The following is a 14296-nucleotide window of genomic DNA, read 5'->3' as shown; positions in this document are numbered from 1 at the left end:
AATTCATCCTATGAAATTCACCATTGCACAAGGCAGTCGCCAAGGGCCGCGACCCTATAATCAGGACCGGCTGGCTTACTCTTACCATCGGCATGCCATTTTTATGGTGTTGGCAGACGGCATGGGCGGGCACCAGCATGGCGATGTGGCGGCCGAAATCGCGGTCAAAACCATGATCGATGCCTTTCAGCGCGAATCAAAGCCCATGATTGCGCAACCCGCGCAATTTTTGCGCGAGCAGATTGCACAGGTGCATGAGGTGATCGAAAACGTCCGACTGCAAAAGCGTCTGCAAGAGTCCCCGCGGACCACCATCGTCGTGGCTTTGATTCAACACAACAAACTGTTTTGCGCCCATGTCGGCGATTCCCGCGCCTACCTCTACCGCAACGGCCTGGTCGAGTTTCAAACCCAAGATCATTCTGTGGTGCAATCCTTGTTGCGCGAGGGTAAAATCCGCGCTGACGAGGTTAACCATCACCCGCACCGCAATAAAATTTATAATTGCGTCGGCGGGGATCGTGAACCTCAGGTCGAGCTGACCGCGCCGATTCCGTTGCGGGAGGGCGATGTGGTGTTGCTGTGCTCGGATGGCGTCTGGAACGTGGTTTCCGAGATCAGTATGGCGCAACACATGCTGGCGGCGGATATTCATGATGGTGTCACGCGCTTGCTCGACGATGCCGATGCCGCCAGTATTACCGTTGGTGATAACATGAGCGCCATTGCGCTGCAGTGGGGCGAACGCATTGTCACCCCGCTGACGATTTCAACGCTGGATTTACCGCTAGACGTCACCACCACCATGATGAATGAGAGCCCGGTCACGCCCAGTCCGTATGCGTTAGACCTGACTGACGAAGAAATCGAAAAGGCGATTGCCGAGATACAAGAAGCGCTGGGCAGAACCCGGCAATTGATTAAATAAGAGAAAGTAACCATGACCAGACCCAGCCAGCGCGCCAACGACCAGTTGCGTGCCATCGAAATCATTCGCCATTACACCAAGCATGCAGAAGGCTCAGTACTGGTTAAATTTGGCGATACCCAGGTGATTTGCACTGCCAGCGTAGAAGAAAAAGTACCAGGCTTTTTAAAAGGTAAAGGCCAGGGTTGGGTAACGGCAGAATACGGCATGCTGCCACGTTCTACCGGTTCCCGCATGGACCGCGAGGCCGCGCGCGGCAAGCAAACTGGCCGCACGCAAGAGATTCAGCGCCTGATCGGCCGCAGTCTGCGCGCCATCATCGACCTCGAAAAACTCGGTGAACGCACCATTCACTTTGACTGTGACGTGATTCAGGCAGATGGCGGTACCCGCACCGCCAGCATCACCGGCGCCTATGTCGCCATGGTCGATGCGGTGTCTACCTTGCTGCAAAAAGGCCTCTTGACCGAAACACCGATCAAAGATTCTGTGGCCGCCATTTCCGTCGGCGTTTACCAAGGCACACCCGTGCTGGATTTGGACTATATCGAAGACTCTGACTGCGATACAGACATGAACGTGGTCATGACCGGCAACGGTGGCTTTGTCGAGATTCAGGGCACCGCCGAAGGCGAGCCCTTTGCCCGCGAAACCATGAACCAGATGCTGGACCTTGCCGCCAAGGGCATCAGCGAAATTGCCGTGATTCAGCAAACCGCACTGGCCGCTTAATATGGCCTTGCCGTTTGAAAAACTGGTCATTGCCTCTGGCAACAAAGGCAAACTCCGTGAAATTGCACATTTGCTGGCACCACTCAATCTCGCAGTGCTGCCACAATCCGAGTTTAATGTGCCAGAGAGCCCCGAGCCGTATGGCACCTTTATTGAAAACGCTCTGGCCAAGGCGCGCCATGCCAGCCAACACACTGGCTTACCCGCGTTGGCAGATGATTCCGGCCTGTGCGTGGATGCATTGCAAGGCGCACCAGGCGTGATTTCTGCACGCTATGCCGGGCCACAGCCAGCCAAAAGCCTGCTCACACAAGACGAGCGCAATAACGATAAATTGCTCACAGCCATGGAACGCATCGCCAACCGCCGTGCCTATTTTTACAGCGTGGTTGTGCTGGTGCGCCATCCGCAAGATCCGCAACCGATCATTGCCGATGGCCTATGGCGCGGTGAAATCCTGCGTGAGTTCCGCGGTACCGAAGGCTTTGGCTACGACCCACTGTTTCTGGATACGCAGACGGGCAAAACCGTGGCAGAATTACCGCTTGAGATCAAAAGTCAGTTGAGTCACCGCGGTCAAGCGATGGCCAAACTGCTGCAACAACTGAAAACACTGGGTGAGTAAACAAGACCATGAGTAATGAATGGCCAAAATGGGTACGCGATGACGGTTCGGTGGTGTCCTGCACCGAAAAGGTCAAAGTCATGGCCGAAAATTTTGACGAGCTGAAACAAATTGCCCAGGACGCGCTGGAAGATGGCTTGCTGATGGAGGTCAGCGAAGCGCAGATGCGTAAAGCGTTGCACGAGCTTGTCGACGCCTTAGTTAATCCTTATAACAAGATTTAGGCCTGCCAAATGGCAAGCCTCTCACCGCAACACATCCTCCAAGACGTTTTCGGTTACAACCAGTTTCGTCACCAGCAACAAGCCATCGTAGAACATGTCATCAGCGGGCAGGATGCGCTGGTGCTCATGCCCACCGGCGGCGGTAAATCGCTTTGCTACCAGATTCCTGCGCTGGCACGTGATGGTCTGGCAATAGTTGTCTCGCCGTTGATTGCCCTGATGCAAGATCAGGTCGAAGCCCTGCAACAACTGGGCGTCAATGCCGCATTTCTGAATTCGAGTTTAAGCGCAGAAGATAATGCCCGCATCACCCGCCAGGTGATCAGCGGTGAAATCAAATTACTCTACGTCGCCCCCGAGCGGCTGATGGTCGGCAGCTTTTTGAGCCTGCTCGATGAAGTGCAGCAGCACACCGGCCTCGCCCTGTTTGCAATTGATGAAGCACATTGCGTCTCGCAATGGGGGCATGATTTCCGGCCCGAATATCGCCAGCTCACCGTACTGCACAATCGCTTTCCCGATGTGCCCCGTATCGCGCTCACCGCAACGGCCGATGCACCAACACGTGCTGAAATTATCAGCCAATTGAATCTGGAAAACGCCCGCCAGTTCGTTTCCAGTTTTGATAGGCCAAATATCCGCTACCACGTCGGCATAAAAAACAATGCCCGCCAGCAATTGCAGGCATTTTTAGAGCGCGAACACGCGAACGATGCAGGGATTATTTACTGTTTATCGCGCAAAAAAGTCGAAGAAACCGCCGCCTGGCTGGTTGAAAAAGGCTGGTCAGCGTTGCCTTATCATGCCGGGTTGCCTGCGCAATTACGTGAGTTGCATCAACGGCGTTTTTTGCGAGAAGAGGGCATCATTATGGTGGCAACCATCGCATTCGGCATGGGCATCGATAAACCCAATGTCCGCTTTGTCGCACATTTAGATTTGCCAAAAAGCATGGAAGGCTACTACCAGGAAACCGGACGCGCCGGGCGCGATGGCCTGCAAGCAAATGCCTGGATGGTCTACGGCATGGGCGATGTCGTCTCCATGCGGCAAATGCTCGATAGCGGCGAAGCCTCAGAAGAACGCAAACGGCTGGAGCGCTTAAAACTGGATGCCTTGCTAGGCTACTGCGAATCCACCGCCTGCCGTCACCAAAGTATTCTGCGTTATTTTGGCGAGAGCCACCCAGGTGCCTGCGGCCAATGCGATAACTGCCTGCACCCGGTCGAAACCTGGCAAGCCACCCAGGTCGCGCAAATGGCGCTTTCCTGTGTCTACCGCACCGGTCAAAGATTCGGCGTCGGCCATCTAATTGATGTGCTGATAGGCAAAGTCACGCCACAAGTCGAGCGCTTTGGTCACGAGAAAGTCAGCACCTTTGGCATCGGTAAAACACTCAATCAAAACCAGTGGAGCGGTGTTTATCGCCAGCTGATTGCGGCCGGGTTACTGGAAGCAGACATGGCTGCCTATGGCGGCTTGAAACTCACTGAAGCTGCAAGGCCAGTATTAAAAGGCGAGCAAGAAGTCTGGTTACGCCGCGATGCCGAACCCGAAAAACGCATGAGCAAAGCTGAACGTAGCGCCCGCGCCAAAGAAGCCTTTGAAGGTGCCAATGATGACCCACTCTGGCAAGCGCTTAAAGCCAAGCGGCTGGAACTGGCAAGAGAACAGGGTGTACCGCCTTATGTGATTTTTCACGATAGTACGCTGTTGGAGATTCATAACCGCAAACCACAGACACTGGATGAAATGGGGCAGATTAGCGGGATAGGGCAGGCGAAGTTGCAGAAATATGGAGATGCTTTTTTGCAGGTGCTTGAAGAAATGGCTTAAATCTAAAAAACGCATGCGCGTTAAAACTTCCATTGCACAAGGCGTAACAATCAACAATACTTTTTAGCTCATCATTTTGTTAACATATTTTAATAATTTAATTTAAGATATGAACACAAAATATTCCATTGACGGAATGTTTTAGGGGGGCTACGATGGCATGGTTGGTTGAATATACTGATGAGTTCGAAGCTTGGTGGCATTCTCTGAATGAAGATGAGCAAGTATCTATTGCCGCTTCTGTTGGGTTGCTGGAATCGTTGGGCACCCAGTTACCTTTTCCACATTCATCAGCAATTAACCAGTCACGGCATGGCCACATGCGTGAATTGAGAACACAGCACGATGGCCGTCCATTTAGGACGTTATATGCATTTGATCCTCGCAGAGCAGTTATTTTGCTGATTGGCGGCGATAAAACGGGTGATGATCGATGGTATGAAAAATACATTCCTATTGCTGATGGACTCTATGATGAACATATCAAGGCATTGATAAAGGAAGGATTGATAGATGGCAAAAAACTTTAGTGCACTTAAAGCCGCGCTCTCGCCAGAAGCGCAATCCAAAGTGACTCAAAAAACGGAGCAAATGCTGCAAGAAATGCCTTTGCACGAGTTACGCCAGGCACGTGGGTTGTCGCAAAAAATGATGGCAGAAGCACTGCATATTCAGCAACCTGCTGTGGCAAAAATTGAAAAACGCACCGACATGTATTTATCAACCCTACGCAGCCATATCCAGGCCATGGGCGGGGAGTTGGAAATTGTGGCGAGATTTCCAGAGGGCTCAGTCAAGATTCAGAATTTTTCAGATTTGTGATTGGCGCGGCTATAGGGTTGGTTTAGCTTAAAAATGTTGTTTTATCAGACCTAACCCTATAGCCTTTGAATTTATTGATTACTTAAGAAGAGCTAAGGGCAAGAATTCCTCTCTGCATGACATTAAGCGGCCTAAAACTCGAATCTTAACAACTAAACAAACTTGGGTGATTTATAGCATTAAAAGTAGATTGACATGACTCTATTAAGACAAATTCAAAATGCTGCAATTGACAGATCTGTAGATTTACCTACATTGCTAAGAAAATGCAAAGTACTCGCGGCGAGGTTAGATAGCTCTGAGTTTAAGCAGTGGATTGAGTTTGAGCTATCAGGATATAGTGTTAAAGAGTCGCTGCCTGATTATCGTATCTTAAGCGTTAATTCAAAAGGTCACTTCAGTGGCGCATTCGGTTCAGGATTACGTAATGCCGATATACCGCTTTCAACTGTGCCAAAAGAGTTGCGTGAAGTTTTAAGCCACTCGTACCTAATGAAGCCTATTGCATCAATAGAAGCTTTGTTAAAGGATACGGATTCTAGCGTTTTTCATGAGCCATGGAATCCAGATATTGTGGCCCGTTTTGGGCAAGGCATTTATCAAAATATGAATTGCCTGCAAGCATGGAAAGTAATACCTGCAGTTGCAATAGTAGCCATTGTTGACACTGTGAGAACAAGAGTTTTGAATTTTGTACTAGAGATAGAGAGTCAAAATCCCAATGCTGGTGAGGCCGAGCCAAATTCTAATCCTGTGCCTGTGGATAAAGTTCACCAGATATTTAATACCTACATTACTGGTAATGTGCAAAATCTGGCGCCTGGAAGTAGTCATGTTACTCAAACTGCAAAATATATAGAAAAGAGTGATGAGGAGTTCTTCTCTAAGTTACTTAAGGCCATTCAAGATACACCTTTGGATCCAAGAGTAACTGAATCACTTGAAAAAGTTGTTGCTGAATTGGAGTCTACAAAAGGCACTTCAACCTTTACGAAGCACTATCAAACATTCATGAGTATTCTTGCCGATCATATGCAAGTGCTTGGACCAGCAATGGCACCATTATTACCAGTTTTATCTTCGATGCTTTCTTGACTTCACTAAAGGATTGTTAGCAAAGTCGAGGTGTATTGATTATCTAGACTTTGCTAATAGACTTCTCAAAGTCGGCCAAACATTCTCCAATATCTTGCGTTGCGCATTCACATTAGGATGTAACCCATCCTCCAGCACCAGATCGCTATGCCCGCTGATGCCATCCAGAAAAAACGGGATAAAAGGCGTTTTATATTTTTCTGATAAATCCAGGTAAACCGCCTTAAAACCATTGGTGTATTTCGGGCCATAATTCGGTGGAATAAACATCCCTAGCAAGACCACCTGCGCATTGATCTGCTTGCTGGCGTGAATCATCTTTTCAAGGTTACTCTTCATTGCATCCAGTGGTAAGCCGCGCAGGCCATCATTGGCGCCTAGTTCTATCACGACGATACTGGGTTTAAACTGTTGAAGTGCCGCAGGTAATCTGCTGAGTCCGCCAGCGGTGGTTTCACCGCTAACACTGGCGTTGGCAACTTCGTAGGGCAATTGGTTGTCTTTTAAACGTTGCGCGACCAGATTCACCCAGCCTTGCTCTTTAGGGATGCCATAGGCGGCGGATAGGCTGTCTCCAAATACCAGTATTGTTTGTTTGGAAGTTGTCTCTGCCATGGCCAAGTGGCTAAACAACAAAGCAGGTAACACGATCAATAAATGAAGAAATCGGAACATCATTAATGCAAAGCCCTTATGCCGTTGAAGCGGTATCGTTAAGTAAATCGGTTGTCAGCAATGATACAACACTCCCCATTTTGGCTGGTTTGAATCTGGCCGTGCCCCAGGGGGAGCGGCTGGCAATTATTGGCAGCTCGGGGTCGGGTAAATCGACATTGCTGGGATTACTGGCTGGATTGGACACGGCAACCAGCGGAAAAGTCCTGATTGCCGGTGAAGATATCGGCCAGATGGATGAAGATGGCCGTGCGGCGATGCGTGCCAGATACATGGGATTTGTCTTTCAATCATTCCAATTGCTGGGTTCACTGACCGCGTTGGAAAACGTGATGCTGCCATTGCAGCTGGCGGGCCAGCGGGATGCGCAGGCGACTGCCACCGCTGCTCTCGACAGTGTAGGTCTGGCAGCACGGGCCACGCATTACCCAAAACAGTTGTCAGGCGGTGAGCAGCAGCGGGTGGCGATTGCCAGGGCATTTGCTGCCAAGCCGTCTATTTTATTCGCCGATGAGCCAACCGGTAACCTGGATGTGGCGACCGGTGAGGCGATTATCAAATTGTTGTTCGATTTAAACGCCAAGAGCGGCACCACGCTGGTGCTGGTCACGCATGATATGAATCTGGCAAGGCGTTGCCAGCGCGTGTTGAATTTGCAGGGTGGCGTGCTCAGTGAGATTACGATAGCCGACACGCAGGCAGGGGCGCATTAATGTTCGCCTTCTCCATCGCCTGGCGTCAGTGCCGCAGCCTGTGGTCTTCGGGTGAAATCCGCGTATTGCTGTTTGCGCTAATCCTGGCGGTGACGGCAACCACCTCAGTCAGCTTTTTCACGGACCGTATCAAAGCCAGCATGCAAACCCAGGGCAATGTGCTGCTTGGGGCGGAGCTGGTGGTGAATTCAGACCATGTTCTCCCGGAAAAGTATCTTGCCGAGGCACAGCGCCGCCAGTACCAGACCACGCAAGCGCTGGAGTTCTCCAGCATGGTGCTGAAAGGCGAAAGTAGCGAGCTGGCCGAGATCAAGGCGGTGGAAACCGGTTTTCCGCTGCGTGGTCATTTGACCATCAGCAAGCAGTCAACGACCACAGCGAAAGCTGAACCATTTTCTGCAACTATCCCAGCACGTGGAACGGTGTGGATGGAGCCGAGACTGGCGCAAAAACTCGCATTGAAGATAGGCGATGAGGTCAGCGTAGGTGAAAGTCAGTTTACCCTCGCGGCATTGGTATTGCAGGAGCCGTCGCGTGGCGGAGATATGTTTAGCATTGCGCCGCGCCTGTTTATGAATAGCGCCGATGTGCCTGCGACCGGCTTGGTCCAGTTTGGTAGCCGGGTGAAATACCAGTTGCTGGTCGCCGCCAATACCGATGGCGCAGCGGTGAATCAGGCTATGGAAGATTACGCCGATTGGCTGAAGCCGCAACTAGCCCGAGGTGAGCGCGTAGATGATATCCGCAGCGCCCGCCCGGAAATGCGCAGTGCGCTAAACAAGGCGCAACAGTTTCTCGGCATTGCCTCCATGGTCGGCGTGATTCTGGCGATGGTGGCGATGTTACTGGCTAGCATCCCCTATGTGCAAAAAAGCCTGGATGCCTATGCGTTGATGCGCTGTTTTGGCGCGACCAAAAAGCTGATTACGCAGATTTTGCTCTACCAGACCTTGCTGTTGGCATTGGTGGGTAGCGTGATCGGGTGTGTGCTGGGCTTTGCCGCGCAATATGGCTTGGCGATACTTGCTGGCCGCCTGTTTCTCGAAACGTTGCCAGCCCCGGGCTGGATGCCGGTCTTGTTGGGTTTCGCCACTGGCTTTGCTACTTTGCTGACGGTGGTGTGGCCGCAATTACAGCGTTTACGGGCGGTGCCTGCACTGCGTATTTTGCGTCAGGATTTAGAAGGCAATGTGCGCAGCCATGGTCTGATGTTTTTACCCGCATTGCTGGTATTGGCCGGGCTGGTGTTCTGGCATGCGGGGGATATCAAGCTGGCCGGGATTGTATTGGCTGCGTTATTTGGATTGGTCGTGGTGGCTGGTTTGCTGGCTTATGCGGGCATGCGTTTCGTGCAGACGTTCAGCGTGCGAAATTTCGGTGTGATCAAGCTCGGTTTCATGGGCTTAAGGCGCCGACCGATGTTGACCATCGCCCAGGTGGTTGGCTTAAGCATGGGCCTGATGGCGATCTTGCTGCTGGCATTTGTGCGTAATGACCTGCTGAAAAACTGGCAGACCTCGTTACCCGCAGATGCGCCTAACCGTTTTGTCATCAATATCCAGGCCGACCAGATTCCCGGCATCAATGCGCTATTAAGTGCGCATGCTATTCAGCATGCGGATATTTTTCCCATGGTGCGCGCAAGGCTGATCTCAGTAAACGGTAAGCCACTTAATATTGAAGCGTACAAAGATGACCGCGCCAAGCGCCTGGCCGAGCGGGAGTTCAACCTATCGTGGGCTGCACAAATGCAGGCCGATAACGAACTGGTGGCAGGGCAGTGGTGGCGTGCTGAGGATGCTGGTAAACCGCTGTTGTCGTTAGAGCAAGGGTTGGCTGAAACACTCAATTTAAAACTGGGCGATAAATTGTCTTACGATGTGGCCGGCACCCAGCTAGAGCTCACCATCACCAGTTTGCGCAAGGTGGAGTGGAACAGCATGCATGTGAATTTTTTTGCGGTGACGCCACCGAAAGTGCTGGATCATTATGCTGCCAATTACCTCACCAGCTTTCACCTGCCAGCGGGCAAAGAAGACGCCCTGAACCAGCTGGTCAAAACATTCCCCAATTTAACCATCATCAATGTGGCGGCGGTGCTGGAGCAGATTCAAAGCCTGATCAGCAAAATGAGCTATGCGATTGAATTTGTGTTTGGTTTTAGCCTGCTGGCTGGCCTGGCCGTGCTGTATGCCGCGCTGATGGCAACCCGCGAAGAGCGCGTGCGCGAAAGCACCTTGATGCGGGTGCTTGGCGCTTCAAGAAAGCAGGTGGTGCTGGCCATGCTGGTGGAGTTCTTATGTATCGGCGTACTCGCCAGCGTTGTCGCCAATATTTTCACCAATATTGCGGCCTATTATCTGGCGACGGGGGTGCTGGAGATGGACTATCAGTTCAACGCCTGGCTGACCATGCAGGCCTTGCTGGCGGCGATGGTGTTGGTGCCCTTGTCTGCCTGGCTGGTGGCGCGCAACCAGTTTAACCAGCCACCCAGAGCCTTGTTGCAAAGTGTTTAAGTCCCTGTGCCTGGATGGATACAGGTTAAAATACGCGCATGATTCCGATTTATCCTGCCAATAGCCTGAAAGATGCACCGCTACAAGGCGACATCACGCTGAGCGGCCTCACCAATCCGCCGCCACTTTCGTTGTATATCCATATCCCGTGGTGCGTGCGCAAATGTCCTTATTGCGACTTTAATTCGCACGAAGCACGGCAGGAAATCCCTGAAGCCGCGTATGTGGATGCCTTGATTGCCGACCTCGAACAAGCCACGCCACTGGTGTGGGGCCGCAAAATCCGCAGCGTGTTTTTTGGCGGCGGCACGCCCAGCATTTTCTCTGCCGAGTCGATTGATAAAATCCTCAGCCATGTGCGCATGCTGACACCGCTGGAATATGGCGCCGAAGTGACGCTGGAAGCTAATCCCGGCACAGTGGATATCGCCAATTTCAAGGGTTACCGTGATGCCGGTGTGAACCGCATTTCTTTGGGCATACAAAGTTTCCAACCGCAATACCTCAAAGCGCTGGGCCGTATCCATGACCGTGAACAGGCGCTGGCTGCAGCCGAACTGGCGCTAAATACCTTTGAAAAAGTGAACCTGGATGTCATGTATGCATTGCCTGAGCAAAGCCTGGAGGATGCATTGCAAGATGCCGAAACCGCCTGCCAGATCAAACCTGCACATTTGTCTTTTTATCACCTGACGCTGGAACCCAACACACCGTTTCACCGCACGCCACCGAGCTTGCCCGACGACGACACCAGCGCCACCATGCAGGAAGAAATCGAGAAGGTACTTGCCAGCCATGGGTATCAGCAGTATGAAACATCGGGGTTTGCTCAGCCGGGCCAGCAATGCCAGCACAACCTGAATTACTGGACGTTTGGAGATTATCTGGGCATCGGTGCCGGGGCGCATTCCAAGCTGAGTTTTCACGACAAGATTATTCGTCAGAGCCGGCATAAGCACCCGAAAAAGTATCTCGAATCGGTAGCAACAGGGCAGGTGATGGACACGGAGTGGGTAATCGGCCGCGACGATCTGGCGTTTGAATTTATGATGAATGCCTTGCGCCTGGTGGACGGGGTAGAGGCAGCGTTGTTTCAGCAGCGGACGGGATTGCCGTTGCGGAGTATTCAGGCGACTTTGCAGGCAGCGCAGCAACAGGGGTTGCTCGTCGAGGAGAGCGGCGTGATTGCACCGACATTCAAAGGGCAACGGTTTTTGAATGAGTTATTAGGGATGTTTTTACCCTAATCAGTTTTTGCTGATTAGGTGAAGTGGTAGGGTGGGCATATATGCCCACGCGTGTGATCGGTGATTGGTTGTCACGCTCTCTGTCGCCCCTCGGCGAGTCACTTTTCTTTGCTTGCACAAAGATAAAGTAACCAAAAGAAAGTGCACCCTAGCTTACGCTTGTTTCCTGCGTTGCTCACCAAAACAAGCGGTCACGAAACTCGACCTGGCAGCTCACAGAGTACGTGAGCTGCTGCGGGACTCGAACAGTCGCTCCCTTTATTCTTGTTTTGGTTGCGCTACTCGGCGCGTCAGATAGGGGCCCATGAAACCACACGCCTTCATCTATGCGAAACTTTTTACATCGCAGCCCGCTCGATCACCGTGAAAAAATGGTTTGTAGTTTCAGTTTTGAAATAGAAAAGTAACCTAGCGCTCTGAATTCAACGTGCCCGACTAACGTTTCATCGTGGTGGGTTTAAACGGGCCCCTATCTGACGCGCCGAGTAGCGCAATCAGCGTGGGAGCTGTCGGCCATTGCCTGTTTGAGTTCCACAACAAGCCACGAAGTGTGTGGCTTGTCAGGGCGAGTTTCAATGGCCGCCCACGCTGATGAGCAACGCAGGAAACAAGCGTAAGCTAGGGTGTCTTGTTCTTTGCCTTCTTTCTTATGGACAAGCATAAGAAAGAACGGTCGCCTAAAGGCGAAAAAGAATGTAATGCAAAGGTTACCGCTTAGGCCGTCGCTCTTCCAAAACACCCCAAACCAAACTCAACACCAGCAACAAGAGCGCACTCAATACAATCACCGCCAATTGCGGTGTTTGATAAAGCTTGTTGAGCGGGGTGTTAGCAATCGCTGTTGCATTAGCCTGGTAGGTGTCTACCACATGCGTTTTAACGGCCATGACACGGCGCGTTAAATGATCCACCGAGAAGGAATAGCCTTTAAGTGCCGGTAATTCTGGCAGGTGCACGGTTGGCAGCGATAGCTGAGGTAAATGCCAACCCGAACGGTGTTGTGCGCCTTGCGAGAGTTGCACACTCATTACCAGGCCGGGTGTGACAAAGGTTTGCGGGTCGACTTCATCGGCTTTTTTGATGCGGTGGGTGATGGTATGCAGGGTTTGCGCATTGGGTACGGCGATTAATTGCGCAGACTTGGCCGCTTGGTCGGCCTTAAGCAGGATGCCGCGGCTGCGGCTCAGTGTGAGTGATTGCTGCACAAAGCGTTGCTGGAGGACTGGGCTTTGCGGGTAGAGTTTCGCGGCGAGACTGTTGACGCTTTCACCGGGCAGCAAGGGCCAGAGCATGGATTGCTCTTGCTTGGGATTGGCGATGCCAAACGCGGCCTGCACGGGATGGTTAAATAGCCGGAGCATCACGCCGATGACAATCATCAAGCCCGCCATCATCACCAAGTATGATCTGAGATTCCATTGGTGAGGGTGGCGGAGGATCATCAGTGCCCTAACTGTACTCTGGCTTGCGCAATGGCGCGGCGCACTTGTTCTGGGGCGGTGCCGCCAGTGTGATTGCGGCTGGCGACAGAACCTTCGAGGGTCAGCACTTCAAACACGTCGTCGCTGATGGTGCTGCTAAATGCTTGTAACTCAGCCAGGCTGAATTCGGCCAGGTCGCGGCCAGACTCCACACCCGCTTTGACGGCATGGGCGACGACTTCGTGCGCATCGCGGAACGGCATGCCTTTTTTCACCAGGTAATCGGCGAGGTCGGTGGCGGTGGCAAAACCTTCCAGCGCCGCCTGGCGCATATTGTCGGCCTTGACGGTAATGCCACGCAGCATGTCGGCATAAATCTGCAAGGTCACCAGCAGCGTGTCAGCCACATCAAACAGCGGTTCTTTGTCTTCCTGGTTGTCTTTGTTGTAGGCCAGTGGCTGGCCTTTCATCAGAGTCAGCAGCCCGATTAAATGGCCATAGACGCGGCCGGTTTTGCCGCGCACCAGTTCTGGCACATCCGGGTTTTTCTTCTGCGGCATGATAGACGAGCCGGTACAGAAGCGGTCGGCAATATCAATAAAGCCGAAACGTGGACTCATCCATAGAATCAGCTCTTCGGAGAAGCGCGACAAGTGCATCATGAGCAACGAGGCAGCGGCATTAAATTCAATGGCAAAGTCGCGGTCAGACACGGCATCGAGCGAGTTCTGGCATACGCTGTCAAACCCCAGCAGTTCAGCCACCAGCTCGCGCTTGATCGGGTAGCTGGTGCCCGCCAGTGCGGCAGCGCCCAAGGGCAGGCGGTTGATCCGCTTGCGGGCATCGGCAAAGCGCTCGGCATCGCGGTTGAGCATTTCAAAATAGGCCATCAGGTGGTGGCCAAAGGTCACCGGTTGCGCGACTTGCAGATGGGTAAAGCCAGGCATGATGGTGGCAGCGTTCTGTTCGGCCAAATCTAGCAATGATGTTTGCAGGGCGCGGATACCGGCAATCGCGTCATCGACCACGCTACGCAACCACAGCCGCACATCGGTGGCAACTTGGTCATTGCGTGAACGGCCGGTGTGCAGGCGTTTGCCAGCATCGCCGATTTTCTCGGTCAGGCGTTTTTCGATATTCAGGTGTACGTCTTCAAGATCGAGCAGCCATTCAAATTGGCCTGCTTCAATCTCCGCCAGAATTTCGCCCAGGCCGCGTTTGATCTCTTCTACATCTTGCGCCGAAATGATGCCTTGCGCGCCGAGCATGGTGGCGTGGGCAATCGAGCCTTCAATATCAAACCTGGCCAGACGTTTGTCAAAATCGACCGAGGCTGTATAACGTTTAACCAGTTCGGCGACCGGCTCATTGAAGCGGCCGGACCAGGCTTGGTCTTTTTGATGCAAAGAAGACTGGGTTGTCGGTTTGGGTGCGGTCAAAACAAATTCTTTCTGCCAATAAG

At 52.3% G+C, this 14296-nt stretch carries 14 protein-coding genes; 11 read left to right on the top strand and 3 right to left on the bottom strand.

Annotated elements, in window-relative coordinates:
• The first annotated feature begins 10 nt into the window (after positions 1 to 10).
• The 8 genes from GOC95_RS12225 to GOC95_RS12190 all read left to right on the top strand — a co-directional run bounded on the left by GOC95_RS12225 (position 11) and on the right by GOC95_RS12190 (position 6262).
• On the top strand, positions 11 to 928 hold the full coding sequence (locus GOC95_RS12225) for a protein phosphatase 2C domain-containing protein (RefSeq protein ID WP_275357410.1): 918 nt from the start codon (positions 11 to 13) through the stop codon (positions 926 to 928).
• A gap of 12 nt (positions 929 to 940) precedes the next feature.
• Entirely contained in the window at positions 941 to 1660 is a 720-nt protein-coding gene (gene rph, locus GOC95_RS12220) for a ribonuclease PH (RefSeq protein ID WP_275357409.1), read from the top strand.
• Between the two features lies 1 nt (position 1661).
• A complete protein-coding gene (gene rdgB, locus GOC95_RS12215; protein ID WP_275357408.1) occupies positions 1662 to 2285 on the top strand; it encodes an RdgB/HAM1 family non-canonical purine NTP pyrophosphatase in 624 nt (207 codons plus the stop codon).
• Between the two features lie 8 nt (positions 2286 to 2293).
• A complete protein-coding gene (locus GOC95_RS12210) occupies positions 2294 to 2509 on the top strand; it encodes a hypothetical protein (protein WP_275357407.1) in 216 nt (71 codons plus the stop codon).
• Positions 2510 to 2518: 9 nt separating this feature from the next.
• Positions 2519 to 4345 carry a DNA helicase RecQ gene (gene recQ, locus GOC95_RS12205; protein ID WP_275357406.1) on the top strand — a complete coding sequence of 609 codons (1827 nt, stop codon included), beginning with the start codon at positions 2519 to 2521 and terminating at the stop codon, positions 4343 to 4345.
• Positions 4346 to 4500: 155 nt separating this feature from the next.
• Positions 4501 to 4875, top strand: coding sequence for a type II toxin-antitoxin system RelE/ParE family toxin (locus GOC95_RS12200; protein WP_275357404.1), 375 nt, complete (start codon positions 4501 to 4503; stop codon positions 4873 to 4875).
• Positions 4859 to 5167, top strand: a complete 309-nt coding sequence (locus tag GOC95_RS12195) for an XRE family transcriptional regulator (protein WP_275357403.1) — start codon at positions 4859 to 4861, stop codon at positions 5165 to 5167. Before GOC95_RS12200 ends, GOC95_RS12195 begins: the two co-directional genes overlap by 17 nt.
• A 195-nt stretch (positions 5168 to 5362) precedes the next feature.
• Positions 5363 to 6262: a hypothetical protein gene (locus GOC95_RS12190; protein WP_275357401.1), complete on the top strand. Its 900-nt coding sequence runs from the start codon at positions 5363 to 5365 to the stop codon at positions 6260 to 6262.
• A 39-nt stretch (positions 6263 to 6301) separates the two neighbouring features.
• On the opposite strand, the gene GOC95_RS12185 is transcribed toward GOC95_RS12190, so the two are convergent.
• Positions 6302 to 6877 carry an arylesterase gene (locus GOC95_RS12185; protein WP_275357399.1) on the bottom strand — a complete coding sequence of 192 codons (576 nt, stop codon included), beginning with the start codon at positions 6875 to 6877 and terminating at the stop codon, positions 6302 to 6304.
• Between the two features lie 65 nt (positions 6878 to 6942).
• Here GOC95_RS12185 and GOC95_RS12180 point away from each other — a divergent pair, with 65 nt between their 5' ends.
• From GOC95_RS12180 to hemW, 3 genes are read left to right on the top strand one after another with little or no spacing between them, the layout of a single operon-like run.
• Complete coding sequence (locus tag GOC95_RS12180; RefSeq protein ID WP_275357397.1) at positions 6943 to 7650, top strand: ABC transporter ATP-binding protein; 708 nt, start codon at positions 6943 to 6945, stop codon at positions 7648 to 7650.
• Positions 7650 to 10166, top strand: coding sequence for an FtsX-like permease family protein (locus tag GOC95_RS12175; protein WP_275357395.1), 2517 nt, complete (start codon positions 7650 to 7652; stop codon positions 10164 to 10166). Before GOC95_RS12180 ends, GOC95_RS12175 begins: the two co-directional genes overlap by 1 nt.
• Before the next feature lie 38 nt (positions 10167 to 10204).
• Entirely contained in the window at positions 10205 to 11413 is a 1209-nt protein-coding gene (hemW, locus tag GOC95_RS12170) for a radical SAM family heme chaperone HemW (protein ID WP_275357393.1), read from the top strand.
• A gap of 707 nt (positions 11414 to 12120) precedes the next feature.
• Here the strand turns inward: hemW and GOC95_RS12165 are convergent.
• Together GOC95_RS12165 and argH are read right to left on the bottom strand one after the other, a co-directional pair.
• A complete protein-coding gene (locus GOC95_RS12165; RefSeq protein WP_275357391.1) occupies positions 12121 to 12792 on the bottom strand; it encodes a hypothetical protein in 672 nt (223 codons plus the stop codon).
• A gap of 62 nt (positions 12793 to 12854) precedes the next feature.
• Positions 12855 to 14273: an argininosuccinate lyase gene (gene argH, locus GOC95_RS12160; RefSeq protein ID WP_275357389.1), complete on the bottom strand. Its 1419-nt coding sequence runs from the start codon at positions 14271 to 14273 to the stop codon at positions 12855 to 12857.
• Positions 14274 to 14296: the final 23 nt, after the last annotated feature.

This window comes from Methylophilus sp. YYY-1 (assembly GCF_029132825.1).
In the GTDB taxonomy this organism is placed as follows: domain Bacteria; phylum Pseudomonadota; class Gammaproteobacteria; order Burkholderiales; family Methylophilaceae; genus Methylophilus; species Methylophilus glucosoxydans.
The sequence above is the reverse complement of the archived record's forward strand: the minus strand, read 5'-3'. Positions and strand labels throughout refer to the sequence as shown.